At 71.1% G+C, this 24,943-nt stretch carries 21 protein-coding genes and 1 pseudogene; 16 read left to right on the forward strand and 6 right to left on the reverse strand.

Annotated elements, in window-relative coordinates; translation table 11 throughout:
• The first annotated feature begins 171 nt into the window (after nt 1-171).
• The 5 genes from K3769_RS01895 (at nt 172) to K3769_RS01915 (ending at nt 5,907) form a co-directional block, all read left to right on the forward strand.
• The gene (locus tag K3769_RS01895) at nt 172-861 is read left to right on the forward strand and encodes a FadR/GntR family transcriptional regulator (protein WP_267024815.1); all 690 of its coding nucleotides are present in this window, start codon (nt 172-174) and stop codon (nt 859-861) included.
• The gene (locus K3769_RS01900; RefSeq protein WP_267024639.1) at nt 858-2,327 is read left to right on the forward strand and encodes an amino acid permease; all 1,470 of its coding nucleotides are present in this window, start codon (nt 858-860) and stop codon (nt 2,325-2,327) included. Before K3769_RS01895 ends, K3769_RS01900 begins: the two co-directional genes overlap by 4 nt.
• A complete protein-coding gene (locus K3769_RS01905) occupies nt 2,324-3,382 on the forward strand; it encodes an asparaginase (RefSeq protein WP_267024640.1) in 1,059 nt (352 codons plus the stop codon). The genes K3769_RS01900 and K3769_RS01905 overlap by 4 nt, the downstream gene beginning before the upstream one ends.
• A gap of 99 nt (nt 3,383-3,481) precedes the next feature.
• Nucleotides 3,482-4,906, forward strand: a complete 1,425-nt coding sequence (aspA, locus tag K3769_RS01910) for an aspartate ammonia-lyase (protein ID WP_267024641.1) — start codon at nt 3,482-3,484, stop codon at nt 4,904-4,906.
• Nucleotides 4,907-4,983: 77 nt separating this feature from the next.
• A complete protein-coding gene (locus tag K3769_RS01915) occupies nt 4,984-5,907 on the forward strand; it encodes a glutaminase (RefSeq protein ID WP_267024642.1) in 924 nt (307 codons plus the stop codon).
• Between the two features lie 78 nt (nt 5,908-5,985).
• Here the strand turns inward: K3769_RS01915 and K3769_RS01920 are convergent, their stop codons facing one another.
• Together K3769_RS01920 and rho are read right to left on the reverse strand one after the other, a co-directional pair.
• Nucleotides 5,986-7,338 carry a D-alanyl-D-alanine carboxypeptidase family protein gene (locus K3769_RS01920; RefSeq protein WP_267024643.1) on the reverse strand — a complete coding sequence of 451 codons (1,353 nt, stop codon included), beginning with the start codon at nt 7,336-7,338 and terminating at the stop codon, nt 5,986-5,988.
• Nucleotides 7,339-7,461: 123 nt separating this feature from the next.
• On the reverse strand, nt 7,462-8,607 hold the full coding sequence (rho, locus tag K3769_RS01925) for a transcription termination factor Rho (RefSeq protein WP_267024644.1): 1,146 nt from the start codon (nt 8,605-8,607) through the stop codon (nt 7,462-7,464).
• A gap of 325 nt (nt 8,608-8,932) precedes the next feature.
• Between rho and K3769_RS01930 the strand changes: the two genes are divergently transcribed.
• Nucleotides 8,933-10,183 carry a flavin-dependent monooxygenase gene (locus K3769_RS01930; RefSeq protein WP_308216249.1) on the forward strand — a complete coding sequence of 417 codons (1,251 nt, stop codon included), beginning with the start codon at nt 8,933-8,935 and terminating at the stop codon, nt 10,181-10,183.
• 90 nt (nt 10,184-10,273) lie between these two features.
• Nucleotides 10,274-11,512 (forward strand): cytochrome P450 family protein, encoded by a 1,239-nt coding sequence (locus K3769_RS01935; RefSeq protein ID WP_267024817.1) that lies wholly within the window; start codon nt 10,274-10,276, stop codon nt 11,510-11,512.
• A 32-nt stretch (nt 11,513-11,544) separates the two neighbouring features.
• On the opposite strand, the gene K3769_RS01940 is transcribed toward K3769_RS01935, so the two are convergent.
• Entirely contained in the window at nt 11,545-13,128 is a 1,584-nt protein-coding gene (locus K3769_RS01940) for an alpha-amylase family glycosyl hydrolase (RefSeq protein ID WP_267024645.1), read from the reverse strand.
• 188 nt (nt 13,129-13,316) lie between these two features.
• Here K3769_RS01940 and K3769_RS01945 point away from each other — a divergent pair, with 188 nt between their 5' ends.
• The 8 genes and pseudogenes from K3769_RS01945 to K3769_RS01980 all read left to right on the forward strand — a co-directional run.
• Nucleotides 13,317-14,051, forward strand: coding sequence for a class I SAM-dependent methyltransferase (locus K3769_RS01945; protein WP_267024646.1), 735 nt, complete (start codon nt 13,317-13,319; stop codon nt 14,049-14,051).
• A 141-nt stretch (nt 14,052-14,192) separates the two neighbouring features.
• Nucleotides 14,193-14,366, forward strand: coding sequence for a hypothetical protein (locus K3769_RS01950; RefSeq protein WP_267024647.1), 174 nt, complete (start codon nt 14,193-14,195; stop codon nt 14,364-14,366).
• A complete protein-coding gene (kdpF, locus tag K3769_RS01955; RefSeq protein WP_267024648.1) occupies nt 14,363-14,461 on the forward strand; it encodes a K(+)-transporting ATPase subunit F in 99 nt (32 codons plus the stop codon). The genes K3769_RS01950 and kdpF overlap by 4 nt, the downstream gene beginning before the upstream one ends.
• Nucleotides 14,462-14,468: 7 nt before the next feature.
• Nucleotides 14,469-16,133, forward strand: coding sequence for a potassium-transporting ATPase subunit KdpA (gene kdpA / locus K3769_RS01960; RefSeq protein ID WP_267024649.1), 1,665 nt, complete (start codon nt 14,469-14,471; stop codon nt 16,131-16,133).
• On the forward strand, nt 16,130-18,283 hold the full coding sequence (gene kdpB / locus K3769_RS01965; protein ID WP_267024650.1) for a potassium-transporting ATPase subunit KdpB: 2,154 nt from the start codon (nt 16,130-16,132) through the stop codon (nt 18,281-18,283). Before kdpA ends, kdpB begins: the two co-directional genes overlap by 4 nt.
• Before the next feature lie 44 nt (nt 18,284-18,327).
• Nucleotides 18,328-18,957 carry a potassium-transporting ATPase subunit C gene (locus K3769_RS01970; RefSeq protein WP_267024651.1) on the forward strand — a complete coding sequence of 210 codons (630 nt, stop codon included), beginning with the start codon at nt 18,328-18,330 and terminating at the stop codon, nt 18,955-18,957.
• A 142-nt stretch (nt 18,958-19,099) separates the two neighbouring features.
• The gene (locus K3769_RS01975) at nt 19,100-19,513 is read left to right on the forward strand and encodes a VOC family protein (RefSeq protein WP_267024652.1); all 414 of its coding nucleotides are present in this window, start codon (nt 19,100-19,102) and stop codon (nt 19,511-19,513) included.
• Between the two features lie 129 nt (nt 19,514-19,642).
• Nucleotides 19,643-19,963, forward strand: a pseudogene (locus tag K3769_RS01980) (CorA family divalent cation transporter); the annotation flags it as partial.
• Between the two features lie 118 nt (nt 19,964-20,081).
• On the opposite strand, the gene K3769_RS01985 reads toward K3769_RS01980, so the two are convergent.
• Together K3769_RS01985 and K3769_RS01990 are read right to left on the reverse strand one after the other, a co-directional pair.
• Nucleotides 20,082-20,903, reverse strand: a complete 822-nt coding sequence (locus K3769_RS01985; RefSeq protein WP_267024653.1) for an alpha/beta fold hydrolase — start codon at nt 20,901-20,903, stop codon at nt 20,082-20,084.
• 176 nt (nt 20,904-21,079) lie between these two features.
• Nucleotides 21,080-23,152: an ATP-binding protein gene (locus tag K3769_RS01990; RefSeq protein ID WP_267024654.1), complete on the reverse strand. Its 2,073-nt coding sequence runs from the start codon at nt 23,150-23,152 to the stop codon at nt 21,080-21,082.
• A gap of 121 nt (nt 23,153-23,273) precedes the next feature.
• Here K3769_RS01990 and K3769_RS01995 point away from each other — a divergent pair, with 121 nt between their 5' ends.
• The gene (locus K3769_RS01995; RefSeq protein WP_267024655.1) at nt 23,274-24,227 is read left to right on the forward strand and encodes an MEDS domain-containing protein; all 954 of its coding nucleotides are present in this window, start codon (nt 23,274-23,276) and stop codon (nt 24,225-24,227) included.
• A gap of 102 nt (nt 24,228-24,329) precedes the next feature.
• On the opposite strand, the gene K3769_RS02000 is transcribed toward K3769_RS01995, so the two are convergent.
• Nucleotides 24,330-24,908: a TetR/AcrR family transcriptional regulator gene (locus K3769_RS02000; RefSeq protein WP_267024656.1), complete on the reverse strand. Its 579-nt coding sequence runs from the start codon at nt 24,906-24,908 to the stop codon at nt 24,330-24,332.
• Nucleotides 24,909-24,943: the final 35 nt, after the last annotated feature.

Below are 24,943 nucleotides of genomic sequence, written 5' to 3' on the forward strand. Positions count from 1 at the left end.
CAGCACTAGGGTCTGTCTGACGGATCCCCGAGGCCGTACCTCGCCCGCCGTCCGGACCCGGCTCCGAACCGGCGACCTTGACAGTCGCCTTCCGCGCCCCGCAGGATCACCCCCGTGAACCTGTCAGACAGCCAGACAGCTGGCGGCTCCGTGCCGAGGCGTATCAGCGCCATGGAAGCCGTGCTCGGGCATCTTCGCGGTGCCATCGAAGGCGGTGAGTACGCCGTGGGGGACAAGCTGCCCTCCGAGGCGGAGCTGTGCCGGCGGCTGGAGGTCAGCAGGCCCGTGCTGCGGGAGGCCCTGCGCGCCCTGCAGACCATGGGGCTCACCGTGTCACGGACCGGCAAGGGCACGTTCGTCGTGTCGGCGGGCCCCGTCGAGGACCCCACCTTCGGCGACTACACGGCCAGCGACCTGATGGAGGTCCGCCGGCACGTCGAGATCCCGGTGGCCGGATACGCGGCGGTCCGCCGGACCCCCGAGGACCTCGACCACCTGGCCCACCTGCTCGACCGGATGGAGCGCGAGCGGGACACCACCGCGTGGGTCGCCATGGACACGCTCTTCCACCTCGCCGTGGCCCAGGCCGCCCAGAACCCGGTCTTCCGCCGCGTGATCGAGGAGATCCGGGACGCGCTGGCCCGTCAGTCGGCGTTCCTCACCGAACTCGGCGGCCGTCGCGAACAGTCCAACCGTGAACACCGCGCCATCGTCGAGGCCCTCGTCGACGGCAGCGCGGCCGACGCGACCGACGCCATGGCGCACCACCTCGACCGCGTCGGGACGACCCTCACCGCGATCGTGCGCCCCGAGCGCACCGACCCCGCGGGCACCCCCACAGAAGGCGGAACACACGCGTGAGCGAGCAGTCCCTCGAAGAGCACGAAGAACAGACGCGGCCGACGCAGACGAAGAGGAGGGCGAGCGGTCATGTCGACGCAGGTGACGCGGGGTACAGCAAGTCCCTGAAGTCCCGGCACGTCAACATGATCGCCATCGGCGGGGCCATCGGCACCGGCCTCTTCCTCGGCGCGGGCGGCCGGCTCGCCGACGCGGGCCCGTCCCTCTTCATCGCGTACGCCGTCTGCGGGATCTTCGCCTTCCTCGTCGTCCGCGCCCTCGGCGAACTCGTCCTGTACCGGCCCTCCTCCGGCGCCTTCGTGTCCTACGCCCGGGAGTTCCTCGGCGAGAAGGGCGCCTACACCGCGGGCTGGATGTACTTCCTGAACTGGGCGACCACCGGAGTCGCCGACATCACCGCGGTCGCCACCTACACCCACTACTGGGGCATGTTCTCCGACATCCCGCAGTGGGTGATCGCCCTGATCGCGCTCGCGGTCGTGCTCACCGTGAACCTCATCTCCGTGAAGATCTTCGGCGAGCTGGAGTTCTGGTTCGCCATCGTCAAGGTCGGCGCGCTCGTCACCTTCATGCTGATCGGGATCTTCGTCCTGGTCACCCAGCATCCCGTCGACGGAGCCACCCCCGGCCCCTCCCTCATCAGCGACAACGGCGGTCTCTTCCCGAGCGGTCTGCTGCCGATGCTGCTGATCATCCAGGGTGTCGTCTTCGCGTACGCCTCCGTCGAGCTGGTCGGCGTCGCGGCGGGCGAGACGGAGAACCCCGAGAAGATCCTGCCGAAGGCGATCAACTCGATCATGTGGCGCGTCGGCCTCTTCTACGTGGGCTCGGTGCTCCTGCTGTCCATGCTGCTGCCCTGGAACAAGTACACCGCCGGGGAGAGCCCGTTCGTGACCGTGCTGTCCAACATCGGCATCCCGGCCGCGGGCGGCGTGATGAACCTGGTCGTGATGACCGCCGCCATGTCCAGCCTCAACTCCGGCCTGTACTCGACCGGCCGCATCCTGCGCTCCATGTCGATGGCCGGCTCGGCGCCCAAATTCACCTCCGTGATGAGCCGCAGCCAGGTCCCGTACGGCGGAATCCTCCTGACCAGCGGTATCTGCGTGCTCGGTGTCGGGCTCAACTTCGTCGTGCCGGCCGACGCCTTCGAGATCGTCCTCAACTTCGCCGCGCTCGGCATCCTCGCCACCTGGGGCATGATCATGATCTGTCATCTGCAGTTCTGGCGGAAGTCGCAGGAGGGCGAGGTTGACCGCCCGGACTACCGGCTCCCGGGCTCGCCCTGGACCGAACTAGTCACCCTCCTCTTCCTCGCCTCCGTCCTGGTCCTGATGTACGCGGACGGGGGAGCGGGCCGTACGACGGTCCTGTGCCTCCCGCTGATCGTGGCCGCGCTGGTGGCGGGCTGGTACGGAGTACGTGCCCGGGTCACCGCGCTGCGCAACGGCCGGGTGGACGCATGAGCACCGAGATACTCGCCGGCTGCGGGAGTTCGCTCGGCGCGGCGCCCTCCGTCCGGGAACCGCTGCACGCGCCCGTGGCCCATCTCGTACGCGGCGGTGTCATCGAAGGCATCCACTACGGCTCGGTGGTCGTGCTGGCCGCCGACGGGAGCGTGGACCTGCAGATCGGCGACATCGAGGCGGCCTTCTACCCGCGCTCCGCGCTCAAACCCGTCCAGGCCGTGGCGATGGTGCGGGCCGGGCTGCCGCTCGACGGCGAGCTGCTCTCGCTGACCGCGGCCAGCCACTCCGGCGAGGAACGCCACCTCGCGGGTACGCGGCGGATCCTGGAGCTCGCGGGGCTGACGGAGGACGATCTGCGCAACGTCCCCGACCTGCCCTTCGACCCGGTCGTCCGGGAGGACTGGATCCGCGCGGGTCGGCTGCCGTCGAGGCTCGCCCAGAACTGCTCGGGCAAGCATGCCGCGATGCTCTACACGGCACGGCTCAACGGCTGGTCGCTCGACGACTACCTCGACCCCGCGCACCCCCTCCAGCAGGCGATCGAGGAGATCGTCGAGGACCTGACCGGGCAGTCCGTCGCCCAGGTCACCGTCGACGGCTGCGGTGCCCCGCTGTTCGCCGTCTCGCTGCACGGCCTCGCCCGCGCCGCCGCCCGGATCACGACCGCGCCGCCCGGCACGCCCGAGGCGCGGGTGGCCGACGCGATGCGCGAGCACGCCGAGATGGCGTCCGGCTCCGGCCGGGACGTCGCCGCGCTGATGCGCGCCGTACCGGGGCTGCTCACCAAGGACGGTTTCGAAGGGGTGCAGGTCGCGGCGCTGCCGGACGGCCGCGCCGTCGCCGTGAAGATCGCCGACGGCGCCGACCGCGCACGCGTACCGGTCACCGCGGCGGCCCTCGCCCGGGCCGGCGTCGACCCGGCGGCGCTCACCGAGTTCGCCGGCGCGCCGCTCCTCGGAGGCGGCGCGGTGGTGGGCCACATCCGCCCGACCCGCACACTCGACCCGCTGACGGAGCCGCCGCCGACGCCACTGTCGGGCCGGCCCGCCTGACCGGCCCACCCGGACGGCCCGCCCGGCCCCACCACCAACTCCCGACAGAACTCCCGGCGCACTGTCGGGACGATCCGCCGAAAGAAGAACCGCACCGACATGAACGTCCGCAGTGAGCACGACCTGCTCGGCGACCGTGACGTACCCGCCGAGGCGTACTGGGGGGTCCACTCCCTGCGAGCCAGGGAGAACTTCCCCATCACGGGCATGCCGATCTCCGCGTACCCGCACCTGATCGAGGCGCTCGCCGCGGTCAAGGAGGCCGCCGCCCTCGCCAACGAGGAACTCGGCCTGCTGGAGCCCGTGAAGGCGGGCGCGATCGTCGAGGCCTGCCGGGAGATACGGCGGGGGAAACTGCACGACCAGTTCGTCGTCGACGTCATCCAGGGCGGGGCCGGCACCTCGACGAACATGAACGCCAACGAGGTGGTCGCCAACCGCGCGCTCGAACTGCTCGGTCACGCCAAGGGCGAGTACGTGTTCCTGCACCCGAACGAGCACGTCAACCTCGGGCAGTCGACCAACGACGTCTACCCGACGGCCGTCAAGGTCGCCACGGTGTTCGCGGTGCGGGGACTCCTGGACGCGATGTCCGTCCTGGAGGACGCCTTCGCGGGCAAGGCGGTCGAGTTCCGCGACGTGCTGAAGATGGGGCGTACGCAGCTGCAGGACGCCGTGCCGATGACGCTCGGGCAGGAGTTCTCGGCGTACGCGGTGATGCTGGACGAGGACCGCAGCCGGCTCGCGGAGGCCGTCGAGCTGGTCCACGAGATCAATCTGGGCGCGACGGCGATCGGGACCGGGCTCAACGCGCCCCCCGGATACGCGGAGGCGGCCCGCAGGCACCTCGCGGACATCACCGGGCTGCCGCTGGTGACCGCGGCGAACCTGGTCGAGGCGACCCAGGACTGCGGGGCGTTCGTCCAGATGTCCGGGGTGCTGAAGCGGATCGCGGTGAAGCTCTCCAAGGTCTGCAACGACCTGCGATTGCTGTCGTCGGGACCGCGGGCCGGGCTGAACGAGATCAACCTGCCGCCCGTGCAGGCCGGTTCGAGCATCATGCCCGGCAAGGTGAACCCGGTGATTCCGGAGGTGGTCAACCAGGTCGCCTTCGAGGTGATCGGCAACGACGTCACCATCACGATGGCGGCGGAGGCCGGGCAGCTCCAGCTGAACGCGTTCGAGCCGATCATCCTGCACTCCTTGTCCGAGAGCATCACGCATCTGCGTGCGGCCTGTCTGACGCTCGCGGAGCGGTGTGTCGTCGGGATCACCGCGAACACCGAGGCGCTGCGGGCGACGGTCGAGAACTCGATCGGACTGGTGACCGCGCTCAACCCCCACATCGGCTACTCGGCCGCGACGGACATCGCGCGGGAAGCTCTCGCGACGGGCCGGGGCGTGGCGGAACTGGTCCTGGAAAAGGGCCTGCTCCCGCCGGACCGCCTGGCGGCGGTGCTGCGACCGGAGGTGCTGGCGGGGCACGCCGCAGGGGCGGCCGGGAACGACCCGGACCCGCTGTGAACCGGCGGCCGGCCCCGACCGGTCCGGACTCGGTCACGACTCGCGCCCCCGCCCCGCCGGGGCGGCAGAATGTGATCATGAGTTCGCCGCCGACCTTTCAGCCCGTCCTGGACCGTATCGCCGCCGAGATCGACAAGATGCCGGAGCGCGGCCACCCCGCCGACTACATTCCGGCACTCGCGGCCTGCGACCCCCGGCGGTTCGGTATGGCCGTGGCCGAGCTGGACGGCACGGTGTACGGCGTCGGGGACTGGCGCCGGCCCTTCTCGACCCAGTCCCTCACCAAGGTCTTCACCCTCGCCCTGGACCTGGCCCACGAGGCCGACGAGCTCTGGGAACACGTCGGCCGCGAGCCCTCCGGCAACCCGTTCAACTCGCTCGTCCAGCTGGAGTACGAGAACGGCATCCCCCGCAATCCCTTCATCAACGCGGGCGCGCTCGTCGTCACCGACCGCCTCCACACCCAGACCGGCGAGGCGGCGGGCACCCTCCTCGACTTCCTGCGCGCGGAGAGCGGCAACGAGAATCTCGCCATCAACGAGGACGTGGCCGCCTCCGAGTCCGCCCACGGCGACCGCAACGCCGCGCTGGGCCACTTCATGGCGTCCTACGGGAACATCGGCAACCCGGTGCCGGTGCTGCTCGACGAGTACTTCCGGCAGTGCTCCATCGAGGCGTCCTGCGCCGACCTGGCCCTGGCCACCGGCTTCCTCGCCCGTCACGGCATCCGCGCCGACGGCACCCGCCTGCTGACGATGAGCCAGGCCAAGGAGGTCAACGCGGTCATGCTCACCTGCGGCACGTACGACGCGGCGGGCGAGTTCGCCTACCGCGTGGGCCTGCCAGGCAAGAGCGGAGTCGGCGGCGGTGTCATCGCCGTCGTCCCCGGCCGCTGCACGCTCTGTGTGTGGAGCCCCGGCCTGGACGGACACGGCAACTCGGTGGCGGGAGTCACCGCCCTGGACCGCTTCACCACCATCACCGGCCTGTCGGTCTTCTGAGCGGTCACCCGCACAGCTACCCGCACAGCCACCCGCCGGGTCACCCGGACAGCCGCCCGGGCTCGGGCCGCCCGTCGGTCAGCGCCGGGCGGTGGAGCGCCGGCCGTGCAGGCGCAGGGCCAGTGCCACGGCACCCGCGCCGAGAAGGGCCGCGCCCGCGAGCGTCCCCGCCGTGGCCAGTCCGCCGCCGGAGCCGCCGGAGCCGCCGAAACGGTCGGAGCCGCCGGCGGCCGAACCGGCGGGCGTCCCCGGCCCGGCAGCCGGACCTGCCGTCGGACCGGGACCGGGCCGTGCCCCGGCCGCCGGACCCGCCGTGGCATGTGACACGGGACGAGGCAGCAGCGAGCCCACCGGATCGACCCGGCCGGTGGCGCCGAAACCCCAGTCGAGCAGGGAGCGGGCCTCCTCGTACACGGCGAACCGGCCGCCCTCCTGAGGGGCCATCACGGTGACGACGAGGGTGTGCCCGCCCCGGCGCGCGGCGGCAACGAGCGTGCTGCCCGCCTGGGAGGTGGACCCGTTCTTGATGCCGATGAGCCCCGGATAGGGCGCGACCCCGTCGGCACCGGAGAGCAGCCGGTTGGTGTTCTGGATCTCGTACGCCCAGCCGTCGCCGGGGAACTTCGCGCGAACGGTGGCGCAGTAGCGGACGAAGTCCGTGTTGCGCAGGCCCGCGCGTCCGAAGACGGCCAGGTCGTACGCGGACGACACCTGCCCGGGCATGTCGTAGCCGTCGGGCGAGGCGACCCGGGTGTCGCGGGCCCCCAGGGATCGGGCCTTGGCCTGCATCTGGGCGGCCGTCGCGCGCCAGCCGCCGTTCATCGCGGCGAGTACGTGGACGGCGTCGTTGCCGGAGTTGAGGAAGACGCCCCGCCACAGGTCGGACGCCCGGTAGGTACGTCCCGCGCGGACCCCGACCAGGCTGCTGCCGGGGCCGATGCCGGCCAGATCCGCCTCGGTGACGGTGTGCCGGACCGCCGAGGGCAGCACCGGGAGCACGGTCACCGCGAAGAGCGTCTTCAACGTGGACGCGGGCGGCAGCGCGAGGTGCGCGTTGTGTGCCGCGAGGACGTCGCCGGTGTCGGCGTCGGCCACCAGCCAGGACCGGGCGGACAGCTCCCGCGGCACGCCGGGCGCTCCAGCCCGGGGCCGGACCTGCGTCCCGGGACGGTCCAGGGTCGGAAGCGGCGGGGACGACGAGGACGGCGCGGGCGGCGAGGACGAGGCGAGAGGCGCCGCGGGAGGGGGATGGGCGGTGCTCCGCGCGGGCCCGGTGTGCGCGCCGCCCGAAACGGCACGGGGCCCGGCGACGGTCGGGTGCGCCCCGCCGAGGGCCGCCGCCGCGACCGGTGCCGGCACGAAGGCCAGCGCTCCGAGGACGCAGAGGGCGGAGCAGGAGACGGCCGTGCGGGCGGGGAGTCCGATGGTCATACCGCAAACGTAGGAACGCGCAGGTCGCGAGGCGAACCGCCTCGGCCGAACGGGGCTGTCGAACACCCGGATGCCGCAGTGGACGCCGGCGTGCGGCACAGGTACTCGCCGCTGGCCGGCCCTTTACTGACTGCCCGGCACCGTCTGCTGGACCTGCCTGAGGAAGGTCGCGTTGTCCGGGCTCTGCCGCATCCGCTCCAACAGGGTCTCCAGGCCGGCCTGGCCGTCACCGCGGGAGTGCAGGGCGCGCCGCAGACCTCGTACGGCCGTCAATTCGCCTGCTGGGACGAGGAGTTCCTCGCGGCGGGTGCCGGACGGGGTGATGTCGACGGCGGGGAAGACACGGCGGGACGCGAGGGTGCGGTCCAGCCGGAGCTCCATGTTGCCGGTGCTCTTGAGCTCCTCGAAGTAGTAGTCGTCGGCGCGGGAGCCGGTCTCCACGAGGGCCGTGGCGATGATGGTGAGCGAGCCGCCCTCCTCGGCGAGCCGCGCGGCGCCGAAGAGCCGCTTGGGCCCCTGGAGCGAGGCCGCGTCGACACCGCCGCTGAGGGTGCGGCCACCCGCGGCGGCGGCGTTGTTGTGGGCCCGGCACAGCCGGGTGAGCGAGTCGAGCAGGATGACGACGTCCTGGCCCGCCTCGACGAGCCGCTTGGCCCGCTCGACGGCCAGCTCGGCCAGCGCGATGTGCTGCTTGGGGCTCTGGTCGAAGGTGGAGGCGAACACCTCGCCGCGGACGGACCGGCGCATGTCGGTCACTTCCTCGGGACGCTCGTCCAGGAGCACCACCATCAGATGGGCTTCGGGGTGGTTGCCGGCCACGGCCGCGGCCAGCTGCTGGAGCAGCACGGTCTTGCCGGTCCTGGGCGGGGCGACGATCAGGCCGCGCTGGCCCTTGCCGATGGGCGCGACCAGGTCGACGAGGCGGGTGGTCAGACCGCCCGCGGGGTGTTCGAGCCGCAGCCGCTCGCGCGGGTGCAGCGGGGTCAGGTCACGGAAGTGCGGACGGCCGCGCGCCTCGTCGGCGGGACGGCCGTTGATCCGCCGGATCTCGGTGAGGGCGCGCTGCCGGCCGCGCAGTCCTTCGACGCGGTCGCCCTTGCGCAGGCCGTACCGGCGGATCAGGGAGGCGGAGACCTGGAGGTCGGCTGCTCCGGGGAGCAGGTTCTCGGCGCGCAGGTGGCCCTGCCCGTTGGAGGTGAGGTCGAGTACGCCGGTGGCCTGCTCCTGGTCCGTGACGGGAGTGGGCGGGCGTTCGAGTGTGGTGGTCATGGTGGGTGTCCTTTCGCGGACGGAGGGAAGTTCTCGGATCGGTCGTGCGGTGGGGGAGGGGGCCGCGGCAGGGGGGTGACTTCACGCCCTGCACGGCGGAACGCGTCACTTCTCGAACCGCGAACCGCGAACCGCGAATCGCTGACGAACGCGGTACGGAGAGCGGTACGGCGAGACATGCCGCGAAGAAGGTGGTGCGAAGAAGACGCTGCGCGCCGGTCGGAAATCGACGGGCGGACCAGCGGGAGGAGAGGAAATCTGCACCGGCGCCTTGAAGCAGGCGTACACAAGTGCTGATGGCACTGTAGCACCATCTCGTCCGTCGGTGCCGGAGCGGCCGGATCCCGGGGCGTTGACACAGGTGGTGCCGCGCGCCACGGTGGTCGGCATGGTCGATGCCGGGATCGTCGAACGGATACGGGAACTACGGCCGCTGATCAGGCAGAACGCGCTGCGGGCCGAGCACGACCGGCGGGTTCCGGACGAAGTCGTCGCCGCGCTGAGCGGCACCGGCGTGTACCGGATGAACGTCCCCGCGCGCTACGGCGGTTACCAGACCCCGCTGCACACCCAGGTCGACGCCTTCGCCGAGATCGCCCTCGAATGCGCCTCCACGGCATGGGTGACACTCGGTCAGGCGGGGGTCTCGTACATCGCGGCACTCTTTCCCGACGAGGCACAGGACGACTTCTTCACCGGACCTGCCGGTCCCGATGTCAGGATCGGCGGCACGCTCGTCCCCGGCGCCACGGCGGTGCCGTACGACGGGGGCTATCGGGTCGACGGCGCCTCGGGCTTCGCGACCGGCTGTCACCACGCGCACTGGCATCTGCTGACGGCCGCGGTCGTCCCCGCCGACGGGCGGCCCGTGGAAGGGCCGCCGGAGGTGCTGTGGGTCGCGGTGCCGATGTCCGAGCTGGAGATCCTGGACGACTGGGACACCACAGGTCTCGCCGGTACCGGTAGCAACACCGTCGTGGCCCACGACATTCCCGTCCCCGCGCACCGGGTGCTTCCCCTGGGGCCGATGCTGGCCGGACGGACCCCGTCGAAGACCAACGCGGACGACCCCTTCTACCGCATGCCCGTGCTGGCGCTTTTCTGCGCCTGGACGGCGTCGGCGGCGCTGGGTCTGGGCCGGGCGGCGCTGACGGAGTTCGACCAGCGGGTCCACCGGCGCGGCATCACGTACACCCTTCACCAGCGGCAGCACGAGGCCACCGTCACCCATCTCCAGTTCGCCGAGGCGCAGATGCGGATCTCCGCCGCCGAACTCGTGGCCGCCCGGCTGACCGGTGAGATCGAGACCAAGGCCCACGACGGCGACTCGTACACGCCGCGGGAGAAGGCCAGGATCCGTGCCGAGTGCGGTTATCTCACGCGGCTCTGCAAGGAGGCCGTCGAGCTGCTCGCCTCGGCCGCCGGCGCCTCCTCCCTCCAGCGGTCCGTGCCGCTGCAGCGCATCGCCCGGGACGTCAACGCCCTGACTCTGCACTCCTTCGTCAACCCCGCCACCAACCTGGAGATCTACGGCCGCGTACTCTCGGGCGTCGACCCGGGCACCCCCTTCCTGTGACGGCCACCGACCGCCGTCGACCGCAGTCAGGAGATCGCGTTGGACAGCACGGCAGCCGAATCGCCGAACCGCACGTCAGGACCGGCCGACATGTCCCGCCCGGCCGGCGCGCCGCACCGGCTCGACCCGGCCGGCGGCTGTCCGCACGCCGACAACGCGCGCCTTCTCGCACACGGCGCCGTGGCGCCGGTCGTCCTGCCCGGCGGGGTGGACGGCATGGCGGTGCTGGGGCACGAGGCACTGAAGCAGTTCCTCGCGCACCCTCAAGTCGCCAAGAACGCAGACCACTTCACCGCGTTGCGGGAGGGACGCATCGCCCCCGGCTGGCCCCTCGCGACCTTCGCGACGGTACGCGGGATGACGACCGCGGACGGCGACGACCATCGTCGGCTGCGGTCGCTGGTCAGCAAGGCGTTCACCGTCCGGCGGGTCGAGGAACTGCGCCCGCGCGTCGAAGAGTTGACGGCAACACTGCTCGACGACCTGGCGCGCGCGGCCCGGGACGGCGGGGGAGTCGCCGATCTGCGCGCGCACTTCGCGATGCCGCTGCCGATGGGCGTCATCGGTGAACTCCTTGGCGTCGACGCCGAGTTCCGCGACCGGCTGCACTACCTCTCGAACCAGGTCGTCGCCACCGACACAGGCCCCGAGCAGGCGCTGGCCGCCAACCGGGAACTGATGGCCGTCCTCGGCGCGGTCGTCGAGGCCAGGACCGAGCGGCCGGGCGACGACCTCACCAGCGCGCTGATCGCCGCCCGCGACGAGGGCGGCGACCGGCTCACCCACGAGGAACTCCTCGGCACCCTGGTCCTGATGATCATCGCCGGGCACGAGACCACACTGAACCTGATCACCAACGCCGTACGCGCCCTGTGCGGCCACCGCGACCAGTTGGAACGGGTCGTACGCGGCGAGGCGAGCTGGGCCGACGCGGTCGAGGAGACCCTGCGCTGGGACGCGCCGGTCAGCTACTTCCCCTTCCGCTACCCGGTCGAAGACCTGACCGTCGACGGCACCGTCATACCCGGCGGCACCCCCGTCCTCGCCGGCTACTCGGCCGCGGGCCGTGACCGGGCCGCACACGGACCCGACGCCGACCTCTTCGACGTCACCAGGCCCGCCGGGCCCGGCGCCGTCCGGCATCTGTCCCTCGGCCACGGCGCCCACTACTGCCTGGGCGCCCCACTGGCCCGGATGGAGTCCGCCATCGCCCTGGAGCGCCTGTTCACGCGCTTTCCCGGCCTCGACCTCGCCGTACCGGAGACGGACCTCTCCCGCGGCGCCAGCTTCGTGGGCAACAGCGTCCAGGAACTCCCCGTACGGGTGTGACGTCGGCCCGGGCGTGGCCGGTCGGCGCGCCGCTACCGGTCCAGCTCGAAGATCCCGTATCCGAACGCCTCAGCGGTGACCGTGCCACCGTCGGTGACGACACCGGACGCTTCGAGGGCCCGGCCGGGACGCCAGTCTCCGAGCGGGCAACTCGTCTGCTCCTGACGGGGGTTGAGGACCACGAGATACCGCCCGCCGCGTACGTGCACGAAGGGGTAGCCGGCGTGCACGACCTCCACCGAGCCGTCCGGACCGAGTTCGGGGGTGGCGGTCCGCAGGGCGATGAGACGGCGTACGAGATGCAGGAGGGACGTGTCGTCGGCGCGCTGCGCGGCGACGGTGGGGCGGCCGGGATCGGGGTCGACGGGGAGGTAGGGGTGCGCGGACGTCGAGAAACCGGCGTTCGGGCCGTCGTCCCACTGCATCGGCGTACGGGAACCGGCGCGGTTGTAGGCGGGCCCCAGCACACTGCCCTCCGTGTCGGGGAGGTCCGCGATGTACCGCATCCCGATCTCGTCGCCGTAGTAGATGGCCGGCAGGGTGGGCCAGGTGAGCTGGAAGACGAAGGCGACCGGGAGCTGTTCGGCCGAGCGCGGCCCGCAGTTGAGGCGCGAGAAGTCGTGGTTGGCGGTCGGCAGCGAGATGAAGCCGCTGTCGCCGAGGGCCGTCGACGCCTGCCGCCAGGCCTCCACGAAGGGCCGTGGCGAACCCTTGCCGCTCGGGTCGAAGAAGCAGTCGAGCGGATCCCAGTCGAGGTTGACGGTCCCGGAGCCGTTGCTCCACAGCGAACGCAGCGCGAGACCGTCCGTGGGACCGCCGAACTGCAGGAAGAAGTCCGTGTGGAACCCCGCCGGGACGGACACCTCCGGCTCGCCCCACTCCGAGAGGATCACCGCGTCCGGGTGCGTACGGTCCAGCCAGTGGCGCAGCTCCGTCCAGACGGCGCTCGTCTCCCTCTTGCCCGGGTCGTCCTTGACGAGCGAGGCGGCCATGTCGACGCGGAAGCCCGACAGGCCGAGGTCCAGCCAGTGGTCCATGATCGTGCGCAGCGCCTCCCGGTTGGCGCGCGGGCCCTCCGCGTCCACCGGCTGACGCCATGGCTCGGCCGGATTCATGCGCGCGTAACCGAAGTTGAGGGCGGGCTGGAAGGCGAAGAAGTTCGGCAGGTACGACCCCGGACGGCTGCCGGGCGAGGGCACGAAGCCGTCCGGACCGCCTTCCGCCGCCCAGATGTAGCGGTGGTCGTCGGGATCGTCCGCCGACGCCGTGAACCACGGGTGCCGGTCGGAGGTGTGGCCCGCGACCAGATCGAGGAGTACGCGGATTCCGTGACCGCGAGCCCGGTCGACGAGCTTGGCGAGGTCATCGTTCGAGCCGTAGCGCGGGGCCACGTTCAGGTAGTCGGACACGTCGTACCCGGCGTCCCCGAACGGCGAGGCGAAGCAGGGGTTCAGCCAGACGGTGTTCACCCCGAGCCAGGCCAGATGGTCGAGCCGCTCGCGGATGCCGTCGAAGTCACCGATCCCGTCGCCGTTCGAGTCCGCGAACGACTGCGGGTAGATCTGGTAGAAGACCGCGTCGGCCAGCCATGCGGGGGCGGGGCGGAAGGAGCTCATGGGGCGGGTACAGCCTTTCCCTGGGCGGAACATCCACTACGTCGAGGGTGACAGTGACCGGGAGTGTCCGAAAGGCCGCGCCTTGGCCTGAGCCCGGCCGGAGCGCCGGCGGGGAGCTCTCGCGAACCCGCTGGGAAACGCCCCGTAAACCCGCGGGCAGCCCGCGCCAAGCCCTAAGCTGATCGACGATGTTCACCCCCCAGGGCCCCACGTTCCGCGAACTCGCCGTGCAGGCGCTGTCGTCCGTCGAGCACGGCTACGACCTCCTCGCGCCGAAGTTCGACCACACCCCGTTCCGTACGCCGGACTCGTTCCTGCGGTCCGTCGCGCGGGCCCTGACGGGTCTGGGCCCGTTCGGGAGCGGGCTCGACCTGTGCTGCGGCACCGGCGCGGGCATGGAGGTGCTGGGCACGGTGTGCCGGGACAGCGTCACCGGCATCGACATCAGCGCGGGCATGCTCGCCGAGGCCCGACGGCGTGAGGGGCCCGGCGGGCCGCCCGCCACCTGGGTGCGCGGCGACGCCCTCGCCCTGCCGTTCCGCCCGGTCTTCGACCTGGTGGTGAGCTTCGGGGCGTTCGGCCACTTCCTGCCCCGCGAACTGCCGGGGCTGTTCCGACAGGTCCACTCGGTGCTCAGGCCCGGCGGCCGGTTCGCCTTCCCGGTCACGGCACCGGCCCGCCCCGGCTCGCCCGGCTACTGGGCCATGCTCGGCTTCGACGCGGTGATGAAGGTGCGCAACGCGGTGTGGCGTCCGCCGTTCGTCATGTACTACCGCGCGTTCCGGCTCGCCGACGTGCGGCGGGAACTGGTCCGCGCGGGCTTCACGGTCGAGCTGCGCCCCCTGCCCGAGTTCGGCCGCCGGGACGACGGCAGCCCGCGCTGCCGGATGGTGCTGGCCACAAGGCCCGGACCAGCGGTTTAACCACTCCGGGCGTACTCCGGACCCGTTCCGGGCGCCCGGTCCCACCGCGGTGCGTCGTGGCGGCGTATGGGATCCGTCAAGAGCGTGCGCAACGGCGTCAGGGAGCCGTCAACGTACGCCGCGAGCGGTTCGATCGGATGTTTGCTCAAGAGGTCAAGGCGGTCTGCCGGGGCCTCACGCGGTGCGTCGGGGTGCCGGCGGTCGCACCCGCACCTCATCCAGGAGCTCACGATGGCCGATGTGGCCTTCGTCGTCACCACGATCGCGCTCTTCGCGCTGGTGGCCCTCGTCGCCAAGGGGGTGACGAAGCTGTGACCGCCCAAGACGTCGAAAACGTAGTCGGCCTGATCGTGGCCGTCGCCCTGCTGGGCTATCTCGTCCTCGCCCTTGTGTTCCCCGAGAGGTTCTGAGCACGACATGAGCCCCGTACTCGCCGGCGTCCTTCAGCTGCTGGCACTCATAGCGGCGCTGGCACTCGTCCACCGCCCCCTCGGCGACCACATGGCCCGGGTCTACTCCTCCGACCGGCATCTGCGCGTCGAGAAGTGGATCTACAAGGGCATCGGCGCCGACCCGGACACCGGAATGCGCTGGCCCGCGTACCTGCGCGGAGTCCTCGCCTTCTCCGCCGCCGGGGTGCTCTTCCTGTACCTCCTGCAGCGGCTGCAGGGGGTGCTGCCCGGTTCGCTCGGCTTCTCCTCGATCGATCCGGACCAGGCGTTCAACACCGCCGTCTCCTTCGTCACGAACACCAACTGGCAGTCGTACTACGGCGAGCAGGCCATGGGCCACGTCGTGCAGACCGCCGGTCTGGCCGTCCAGAACTTCGTCTCCGCGGCCGTCGGCATCGCGGTCGCCGTCGCCCTCGTACGAGGCTTCGCGCGCTCCCGCGACGGCGACCTCGGCAACTTCTGGGCGGACCTCGTCCGCGGGGTCGTCCGCATCCTGATACCGCTGGCCGTGGTCGCCGCGATCGTCCTGGTCGCCTGCGGAGTGATCCAGAACTTCTCCGGCATCCACGAGGTCGGCCAGTTCTCGGGCGGCTCGCAGCAGTGGAACGGCGGCGCGGTCGCCTCCCAGGAGGCCATCAAGGAACTCGGCACCAACGGCGGCGGCTACTTCAACGCCAACAGCGCCCACCCCTTCGAGAACCCCACGCCCTTCTCGAACCTCTTCGAGATCTTCCTGCTCCTGGTGATCCCGTTCTCGCTGACCCGCACCTTCGGCCGCATGGTCGGCAGTCTCAGGCAGGGGTACGCGATCCTCGCCACCATGGCCACCATCTGGGTCGGCTTCGTCGCGCTGATGATGTGGACCGAGTTCGCCCACCACGGTCCCGCCTTCGACCTCGCGGGCGGCGCGCTGGAGGGCAAGGAGACCCGCTTCGGCGTCGGCGCCTCGTCGATCTTCGCGGTGTCCACGACCCTGACCTCGACCGGGGCGGTGGACTCCTTCCACTCCTCGTTCACGGGTCTCGGCGGCGGCATCACCATGCTGGGCATGCAACTCGGCGAGATCGCGCCCGGCGGCACCGGCTCCGGCCTCTACGGCATGCTGATCATGGCGGTCATCGCGGTGTTCATCGCCGGTCTGATGGTCGGCCGCACGCCCGAGTACCTCGGCAAGAAGATCGGCACCCGCGAGATCAAGTTCGCGGCCCTGTACATCCTGATCACCCCGGCCCTGGTCCTCGTCCTCACCGCCGCGGCCATGGCCCTGCCGACGCCCGGCCACTCGATGACCAACACCGGGGCACACGGCTTCTCCGAGATCCTGTACGCCTACACGTCCGCCGCCAACAACAACGGCTCGGCCTTCGCGGGCCTGAACGCGGACACCCAGTGGTTCAACACCACCCTGGGTGTGGCGATGCTGCTCGGCCGGTTCCTGCCCATGGTGTTCGTCCTCGCCCTGGCCGGTTCGCTCGCCGGACAGAAGCCCGTACCCGAGACGGCGGGCACCCTGCGCACGGACAAGCCGCTGTTCACCGGACTGCTGGTGGGCGCGATCCTCGTCATCACCGGTCTCACGTACTTCCCCGCGCTCGCGCTGGGTCCGCTGGCGGAGGGGCTGGCATCATGACGACACACATACACAGCGACAGCGACAACGGCACCCACAGCGACAGCGACCCCGGCAGCGAATCCGGTACCGGCCCCGGCACCGGCGCACCGGCCGGACGCGGCGTCGGCGAAGGCCGGGTCGGGGTGGGTCTCTTCGACCCGAAACAGCTGGTCAGGTCGCTGCCGGACGCCTTCCGCAAGCTCCACCCGCGGGTGATGGTCAAGTCCCCCGTGATGTTCGTGGTGCTGGTCGGCTCGGTCCTGACGACGCTCTTCTCGGTCAAGGACCCGGGCGACTGGTTCGGCTGGACGATCAGCGCCTGGCTCTGGCTGACGGTCGTCTTCGCCAACCTGGCGGAGGCGGTGGCGGAGGGCCGCGGCAAGGCGCAGGCGGACACCCTGCGCAAGGCCAAGACCGACACGGTCGCGCGCCGGCTGTCCAGGGACGGCGCCTCCGAGGAACCGGTGGCGGGCACCGAACTGCGCATCGGCGACCGGGTCGTCTGCGAGGCCGGCGACATCATCCCCGGCGACGGTGACGTCGTCGAGGGCGTGGCCTCCGTGGACGAGTCGGCGATCACGGGGGAGTCGGCCCCGGTCATCCGCGAGTCCGGCGGCGATCGCTCGGCCGTCACCGGCGGCACGAAGGTGCTGTCCGACCGCATCGTCGTCAAGATCACCACGAAGCCCGGCGAGACCTTCATCGACCGCATGATCAACCTGGTCGAGGGCGCCGCCCGGCAGAAGACGCCCAACGAGATCGCGCTGAACATCCTGCTCGCCTCGCTGACGATCGTCTTCCTCCTCGCGGTGGCCACGCTGCCGCCGTTCGCGGACTACGCGGGCACGCACCTCACGATGGTCGTGCTGGTGGCCCTGCTCGTCTGCCTGATCCCGACCACGATCGGCGCGCTGCTCTCCGCGATCGGCATCGCCGGCATGGACCGGCTGGTGCAGCGCAACGTGCTGGCCATGTCCGGCCGGGCGGTCGAGGCCGCGGGTGACGTGTCCACGCTGCTGCTCGACAAGACGGGCACCATCACGCTCGGCAACCGGCAGGCCGCCGGGTTCGTGCCTGTCGCCGGCACCACCGAGGCCGAGCTGGCCGACGCCGCCCAGCTCTCCTCGCTGGCCGACGAGACCCCCGAGGGCCGTTCCGTCGTCATCCTGGCGAAGGAGCGGTACGGGCTGCGCGAGCGCCTTGAGGGCGAGCTGGCGGACGCCGAGTGGATCACCTTCACCGCCCAGACCCGGATGTCCGGGGTCGACATCGACGGACGCAGGGTCCGTAAAGGAGCGGCCGGCTCGGTCGTGGCCTGGGTGAAGGAGCGGGGCGGCACGGTCACCGAGGACGTGGCGGGGCAGACCGACCGGATCTCCGAGGCGGGCGGCACCCCGCTGCTCGTGGCCGTCGACGACACAGCGGGCGCCCGTGTGCTGGGCGTCATCCACCTCAAGGACGTCGTCAAGGACGGGATGCGCGAGCGGTTCGACGAACTGCGCCGGATGGGCATCAGGACCGTCATGATCACCGGCGACAACCCGCTGACGGCCAGGGCCATCGCCGAGGAGGCGGGCGTGGACGACTTCCTGGCGGAGGCCACCCCCGAGGACAAGATGGCGCTCATCAGGCGTGAGCAGGCGGGCGGCAAGCTCGTCGCGATGACGGGCGACGGTACGAACGACGCGCCGGCGCTGGCCCAGGCGGACGTGGGGGTGGCCATGAACACGGGCACCTCGGCCGCCAAGGAGGCCGGGAACATGGTCGACCTCGACTCCAACCCGACCAAGCTCATCGAGATCGTCGAGATCGGCAAGCAGCTCCTCATCACCCGGGGCGCGCTGACGACGTTCTCCATCGCCAACGACGTCGCCAAGTACTTCGCGATCATCCCGGCGCTGTTCGCGGCGGTCTACCCGGGCCTGGACAAGCTCAACATCATGCGCCTGTCCTCGCCGGACTCCGCGATCCTCGCCGCGGTGATCTTCAACGCGCTGGTCATCATCGCCCTGGTGCCGCTCGCTCTGCGCGGGGTGCGGTACCGGCCGGTCAGCGCCGACCGGCTGCTGCGGCGCAACCTCGGCATCTACGGGCTGGGCGGACTGATCGCGCCCTTCATCGGCATCAAGATCATCGATCTTCTCCTCTCCCTCGTCCCCGGGCTGTAGCTCCCGGGCCTTCCTCGAACTTTCTCGAAAGAGTGCTGATCGTCATGAACAACTCGGTCACCAACACCGCCCGGCTGCTGGGCGCGGGACTGCGGGCTCTCCTGGTCCTCACCGTGGTCTGCGGGGTGCTCTACCCCCTGGCTGTGACGGGCGTCGCCCAGGCGCTCTTCCCCACGAAGGCGAACGGGTCGGAGATCGCCTCGGGCGGCAAGGCCGTCGGCTCCTCGCTGATCGGCCAGCAGGGCTACGGCCTGGACTACTTCCAGCCCCGGCCCGCGAACGGCCTGGGCGAGAACTCGGTCAACACCCGGTACAAGCTGATCCTGTCGGGTGCCACCAACCGCTCCGGCGACAACGCCGAGCTGATCAAGTGGGTGAAGGAAGCGAAGGCCGCCGTCGTCAAGGACAACTCGACGGCCGACTACAAGGTCAGGCCGTCCCAGGTCCCCGCCGACGCGGTGACATCCTCCGGATCGGGCCTCGACCCGGACATCTCCCCGGCGTACGCCGAGCTCCAGGTGCACCGGGTCGCCCAGCGGAACGGCCTGTCCGTGGACCGGGTGCGGAAACTCGTGGACCAGCACACGGAGGGCCGCACGCTCGGCTTCATGGGCGAGCCCCGGGTGAACGTCCTCGAACTCAACACCGCGCTCAAGGAGCTGACCAAGGGCTGACGCCGGGGCTGGGGCGAGGCGGCCGAGGCGGTCGGGAGGGCCGAGGCGGTCGGGAGCGGCCGATCGCCTGGTCAGGGCCGTTGTCAGTGGGTCGCGCTAGTCTGCGGACATCTGCTCGTTCTGTCCGATCTGGGAGGTTTTCATGGCTTCACGCCTCAACCCCTACATCAGCTTCGACGGCGACGCCCGGCCGGCGATGGAGTTCTACCAGGAGGTCTTCGGCGGCACGCTGGCGCTGAACACCTTCGGGGAGGCCGGTTCGCCGGGCATCCCGGAGTCCGACCAGATCATGCACGCCATGCTGGAGACCCCGAGCGGCTTCACCCTGATGGGAGCCGACACCCCACCGGGCATGGAGTACACACCGGGCGGCAACTTCTCGGTGAGCCTCAGCGGAGACGACGAGGGCGAGCTGCGCGGCTACTGGGAGAAGCTGTCCGCCGGAGGCACGGTCTCCGTCCCGCTGGAGAAACAGATGTGGGGCGACGTCTTCGGGATGTGTACGGACCGGTTCGGCATTCCCTGGATGGTCAACATCGGCCAGGCACAGGCATAGCGACGGGACCTCGGGCCGGGCGGCTCCGCGGGGGGCCGCCCGACCCGGTCGCCGACCGGTGGCACACTGACCCGGTCACCGAAGGAGCCCAGTCAGTGCCCATGATCCGCGATCTCAGCAGAGTGGTCCGAGATACAGCCGTACTTCCGTGACGTGGCGGACCACCTGGCCCGTGCCGGCGAGCAGATCAACGCCTTCGACGGGCTGCTCGACTCGATCCTCCAGGCCCATGTGGCCCAGGTGACGGTCGCCCAGAACGAGGACATGCGCAAGATCACGGCCTGGGCCGCCATCGTCGCCGTACCGACCATGGTCTGCGGGATCTACGGCATGAACTTCGACCACATGCCGGAACTGCACTGGACGTACGGCTATCCGCTGGCCCTCGGTGTCATCGCTGCCCTCTGCCTCGGCATCCACCGGGGGTTCCGGCGCAACGGCTGGCTCTGAGCCCGGCCCCCGCCGGGGGCGGAAGCACGGACCCGGCCCCCGTCGAAGCGGGCTTTCACGTCCAAGCCGGACGGCGCGCCGGAGCCACTTCTCGCGCCGTCGCCCCGTCGCGCCGGAGTCAGTTCTTGATGAAGGCCAGCAGGTCGGCGTTGAAGGACTTCTCGTACTCGCCGACCAGACCGTGCGGAGCGCCCGGATACGTCCTGAGCGTGGCGTCCTTGACGATCCGGGCCGTCTTGAGGGCGGCGGCCCCGATGGCCACGATCTGGTCGTCCTCGCCGTGCGCGACCAGCGTGGGGACGTCGATGCGGCGCAGGTCCTCGGTGAAGTCCTGCTCGGAGAACTGCTCGACGCAGTCGTACGCGGCCTTCAGACCGACCTGCATGCTCCACAGCCAGAAGGAGCGGCGCATCCCCTCCGACACGGCGGCCCCGGGGCGGTTGAAGCCGTAGAACGACTCGCTGAGGTCCCAGTAGAACTGCGAGCGGTCACTCTCCACGCCGGCGCGGATGCCGTCGAACACCTCACGGGGAGTGCCCTCGGGATTGTCCGCCGTCTTCAGCATCAGCGGTGGTACGGCGCCCAGCAGGACGACCTTGGCGACCCGGCGGGTGCCGTGGCGGCCGATGTAACGGGTGACCTCGCCGCCGCCGGTCGAGTGACCGACCAGGATCACGTTGTCGAGGCCGAGGCCCTCGATGAGTTCGGCCAGGTCGTCCGCGTACCGGTCCATGTGGTTGCCCTGCCACGGCTGGTCGGAGCGGCCGTGGCCACGGCGGTCGTGGGCGACGGCACGGTAGCCGTGGTCGGCGACCAGGCGGGCCTGGCCGTCCCAGGCGTCGGCGTTGAGCGGCCAGCCGTGGCTGAAGACGACCGGCTGACCGGTGCCCCAGTCCTTGTAGAAGATTCCGGTGCCGTCGCTGGTGGTGAAGGTTCCCATGGAGGTGCCTCTCTTTCCGTGTCGTTGCGTGCTGACCCGCGTGCTCTGCCGAAGGAGTGGCCCGGCGCCCGCTCGCTCCGCGGTGCCCCGCCGATGGACATGCTTTCGACCCTAGGCCCGTGCGCCGTTTCCGCAATCCGTTGTCCGGCCGAGCCGGCGGACCGGACGGCGGGACGTCAGAGATCCACCTCGTCCGCCACACCGTTCAGCGCGAGCGCGATCGCCGCCTCCGGGCCCAGCCCACGGCCCTCGCGCACGGCTTCGGTGAAGCCCGTGTCACCGAGGGCGGCCCGCAGATGCCGGGCGTACTCCCGGCGGAAAACGGTCGTCTCGATGTCGCCGAGCTGAGGGAGTCCGGCCGTGTACCAGAGCCGGGTGCCCACGCCCAGGAGACGGGCCGCGCGCTCGGGCTCGCCCGCGGCGGCCTCCGCCGCGATCAGGAGGTCGGCGACCGCCGCCGCGCCCAACCGGTCGTGGACGCGCCATTTCGCCGCCAGTGCCTCACGGGCGGAACGCAGCGCCACGTCTGGACGCCCGAGCCCGATCCCGGAGAGGGCGACGAAGAAGTCGCCCCAGGCCCGCATCCACAGCTCGCCCCGCGTCGCGCAGTCGACGCGCAGCCGCTCCGCGACCACCGCGCACCGCTCGAACGCGCCCTGCCCGGCCAGCAGATACGCCTGCACGGCCAGCGTGAGCAACTGGAAGAACTCCGCGCCGCCCCCGCCCCCGGGCCCCTGGGTGTTGCTGCCGTACAGCAGCGCGGACCGCGCGGACTCGCCGCGCACCGCGAGGCTCGCCCCCGTCAACGGCAGCGCGGAGACAGGCAGTTGACACTCCTGTGCCAGCCACACGTACGCCGCGCTCACGGATTCGGCCGCGTCCACGTCGTCCGGTACGACGGTGACCAGCCGGTGCGCCCAGGTCGCCAGGGTGTACCCGGGAGTGTGCTCCGGCGCCCGGCGCAGCGCCCGCTCCAGATAGCCGCGTCCCTCGTCGGCGAAGCCGCAGGCGAACCAGAAGTACCAGAGCGTGCCGGTGAGTTCGAGCGCCGGCTCGGGCTCCGGCGCCGCCAGGCTCTCCTCCAGCGCGACCCGCAGATTGGCGTGCTCCACACTCAGCCGTTCGGCCCACATGCGCTGGCCGGGGCCCAGCCACTCGGCCTCCCCCTGGCGGGCGATCCAGCGGAAGTAGTCGAGATGACGGGCGCGTACGGCGTCCTGCTCACCGAGGCCCTCCAGCCAGTCGGCGCCGAAGGTGCGGATCGTGTCGAGCATGCGGTAGCGACCGGCCACGCTGTCGTTCTCGCGGGTGACGATCGACTTCTCGGTGAGTGACGCGAGCAGGGCGAGGATCTCCTCCGCGTCCAGCGGGCCGCCGTGACACACGAACTCGGCGGCCTCCACGTCCCAGCCGCCCGCGAACACGGACAGCCGGGCCCACAGCAGCCGCTCCAGCGGGGTGCACAGCTCATGGCTCCAGCCGATCGCCGTACGCAGCGTCTGGTGCCGGGCGAGCCGCGGCCGGGCGGGGGAGACGAGCAGGTCGAAGCGGGAGTCCAGGCCCTCCAGCAGCCGGTCGAGAGGGAAACCGCGCAGACGCACCGCCGCCAGTTCGAGGGCGAGCGGAATCCCGTCGAGCCGGGCACAGACCGCCGCGACGTCGATCCGGTTGGTGTCGGTCAGCGCGAACGACGGCACGGCGGCCGCGGCGCGGGCCGTGAACAGCGCGACCGCGTCGGCGTGCTCGCCGAGCGGCAGCGGGGCCAGCGACAGCAGATGCTCACCGGGCACGCCCAGCGGCTGACGGCTGGTGGCCAGGACGCGTAACTCCGGTACGCGGGCGAGGAGTTCCTGGACGACACGGCCGCACTCGGCCAGTACGTGCTCACAGGTGTCCAGGACGAGCAGCAGGGGCCCGTCGTCGAGGTGCTCGCAGATCGCCGTCAGCAGCGGACGGAGTGTCTGCTCGGTCAGCCGGGTCGCCTCCGCCACCGCGTTCGTGAGGAGGTCCGCGTTCTGCAGGTCGGAGAGTTCCACCAGCCATACCCCGCCGGGGAACGAGGTCTGTGCGGTGTGTGCGGCCCGCAGGGCGAGCCGGGACTTTCCGACACCCCCGGGGCCGGTGAGGGTCAGGAGGCGCGTGGACTCCAACAGCGCACCTATTCGGGCGAGTTCGGCCGCGCGGCCGACGAAGGTGTTGGGCTCGGCGGGAAGGTTGCCGCTCCTGCTGCTGCGTACCGAGGCGCCCATCGCTCCTCCTCACCCGGCCGATGGCGGTCACCCTAACGCTCCGCGACGCCCGTGTCCGAGTCCCGGCGGGGTGACGGAAATCGGGTACTCATCCTCTCGCAGAGGTGTTGACGGGCGTAGCGTGGAAGCGTTCCGGCACACCGAGCGGGAGATCTGGGAGGTGCGGGAGATGGAAGTTGTGCCCGCGCTCAGAGCGGTCGGAGAGATGCGCGCCGGGGACCATCTGCTGCTCGGCTACGACGCGGACGAGGAGCGCGAGACGGTCGTCGCCGCGTTCCTCCTCGACGGGATCGCCAGTGGGCACCGGGGGCTGGTGCTGGGCCCGGCCGATCTGCCGGCCGAGCTCGCGCTCACCTTCCTGGAGTCCCGCGGCTGCGCCGTCGAGGAGGAACTCGCCGCCGGCCGCCTGACGGTGGACCCGCATCTCGGGACGCCCGAGGGTCTGTGGGACCTCGACGAGGTGATCCGGCGCGAGACGCGCCGCGCGGTCGGGGACGGTTACCTCGGGCTGCGCGTCAGCGTGGAGATCATGCGCGGTCAGGCGGGCAAGGGACTCAAGACGCTGCACGACAGCGAACTCCTCCTGGAGCCCGTCTTCACGTCCCTGCCGGTGCTCGGGATCTGCCAATACGACCGCAGGGTCTTCGACGACGTCGAACTGGCCCCTCTCGACGGCCTGCACCACGGCCGGGTCGCCGCCGACCTGGCGTGGCGCGACGAACTCCTCTCCATCACCCGCACCTTCGCCCCGCCGGGCCTGGCGCTGGCCGGGGAGGTGGACGACACGAACGTCACGGCCCTGGCCCGCGCGCTGCAGGCCGAGACGACGCGCGCCCGGGCCCGTCAGCCCGGCGGCACGAGCATCCGACTCGACCTGCGGGAGCTGGCGTTCATCGACGTCGGCGCGCTGCGCCTGCTGGTCTTCTCGGCGCTGTCCCTGCACACCTCCGGCGGCACCCTGGTCCTGCACGGCGTCGCCCCGCACATCCAGCGGCTCATGCGCGTCACCGGCTGGGACAGGATCCCCGGCCTGCGCCTCGACAAGGGTGATGTGCGGGAGGGGGCGCTTCCCTGACATGTGTCGGGGTTCGTCGACGACACCGTCCTCGGGGTCCTCGCGCCCCGGACCATCCGCTGACGGGTGTGCGTCGTGCGGCGGCGGTCGCGGATGCGCTCCTCAGGCGGCCGGGCCGGGCGGCAGGGTCGCGAGTCCGGCGCGCAGGAAGGCGATCGCGGTGTCGATGTCGGCCTCCTGGGGTCGGTAGCACACTTCGCTGATCACCGCAGCGGCGGCGGCCGACGCCATGCGCGGTCCGAAGTCGTCGGGGGAGCTGCCCTGTTCCTCGGCGAGGATCTTCGCGCCGAACTTGATGACCTCCGTCAGCCGCGCCTCGGCGACCGCGCGCAGCTGCGGGTTCGATTCCAGTACGCGGTCGGTGAGATCGGCCAGGTCTCGGGGACCGGCGGTCTCCTCGCGCAGCCAGTGCTCCAGCGCGTCCAGGATCGTCAGGCCCGGTTCCCGGTCGTGCACGGCGGTCCTGACCCGGTCGGTGACGGAGTCGAACTCCGACATCGCTAGTTCCAGTTTGGACGGGAAATACAGGGTCACCGTACGAGGTGAGACCTCCGCCGCCGTCGCGATGTCGGCGATCGTCGTCGCCTCGAACCCGCGGTCGGCGAACAGCTCGTAGGCCGCGCGGACGATCGCCTCCCGGCGTCGCGCCTTGCTGCGTTCCCGTAGCCCGTCGCTCATCATGGCGCCACTTTACCACCCGTTGTTAATTTACAGCA

It is taken from the genome of Streptomyces ortus, assembly GCF_026341275.1.
Taxonomy (GTDB): domain Bacteria; phylum Actinomycetota; class Actinomycetes; order Streptomycetales; family Streptomycetaceae; genus Streptomyces; species Streptomyces ortus.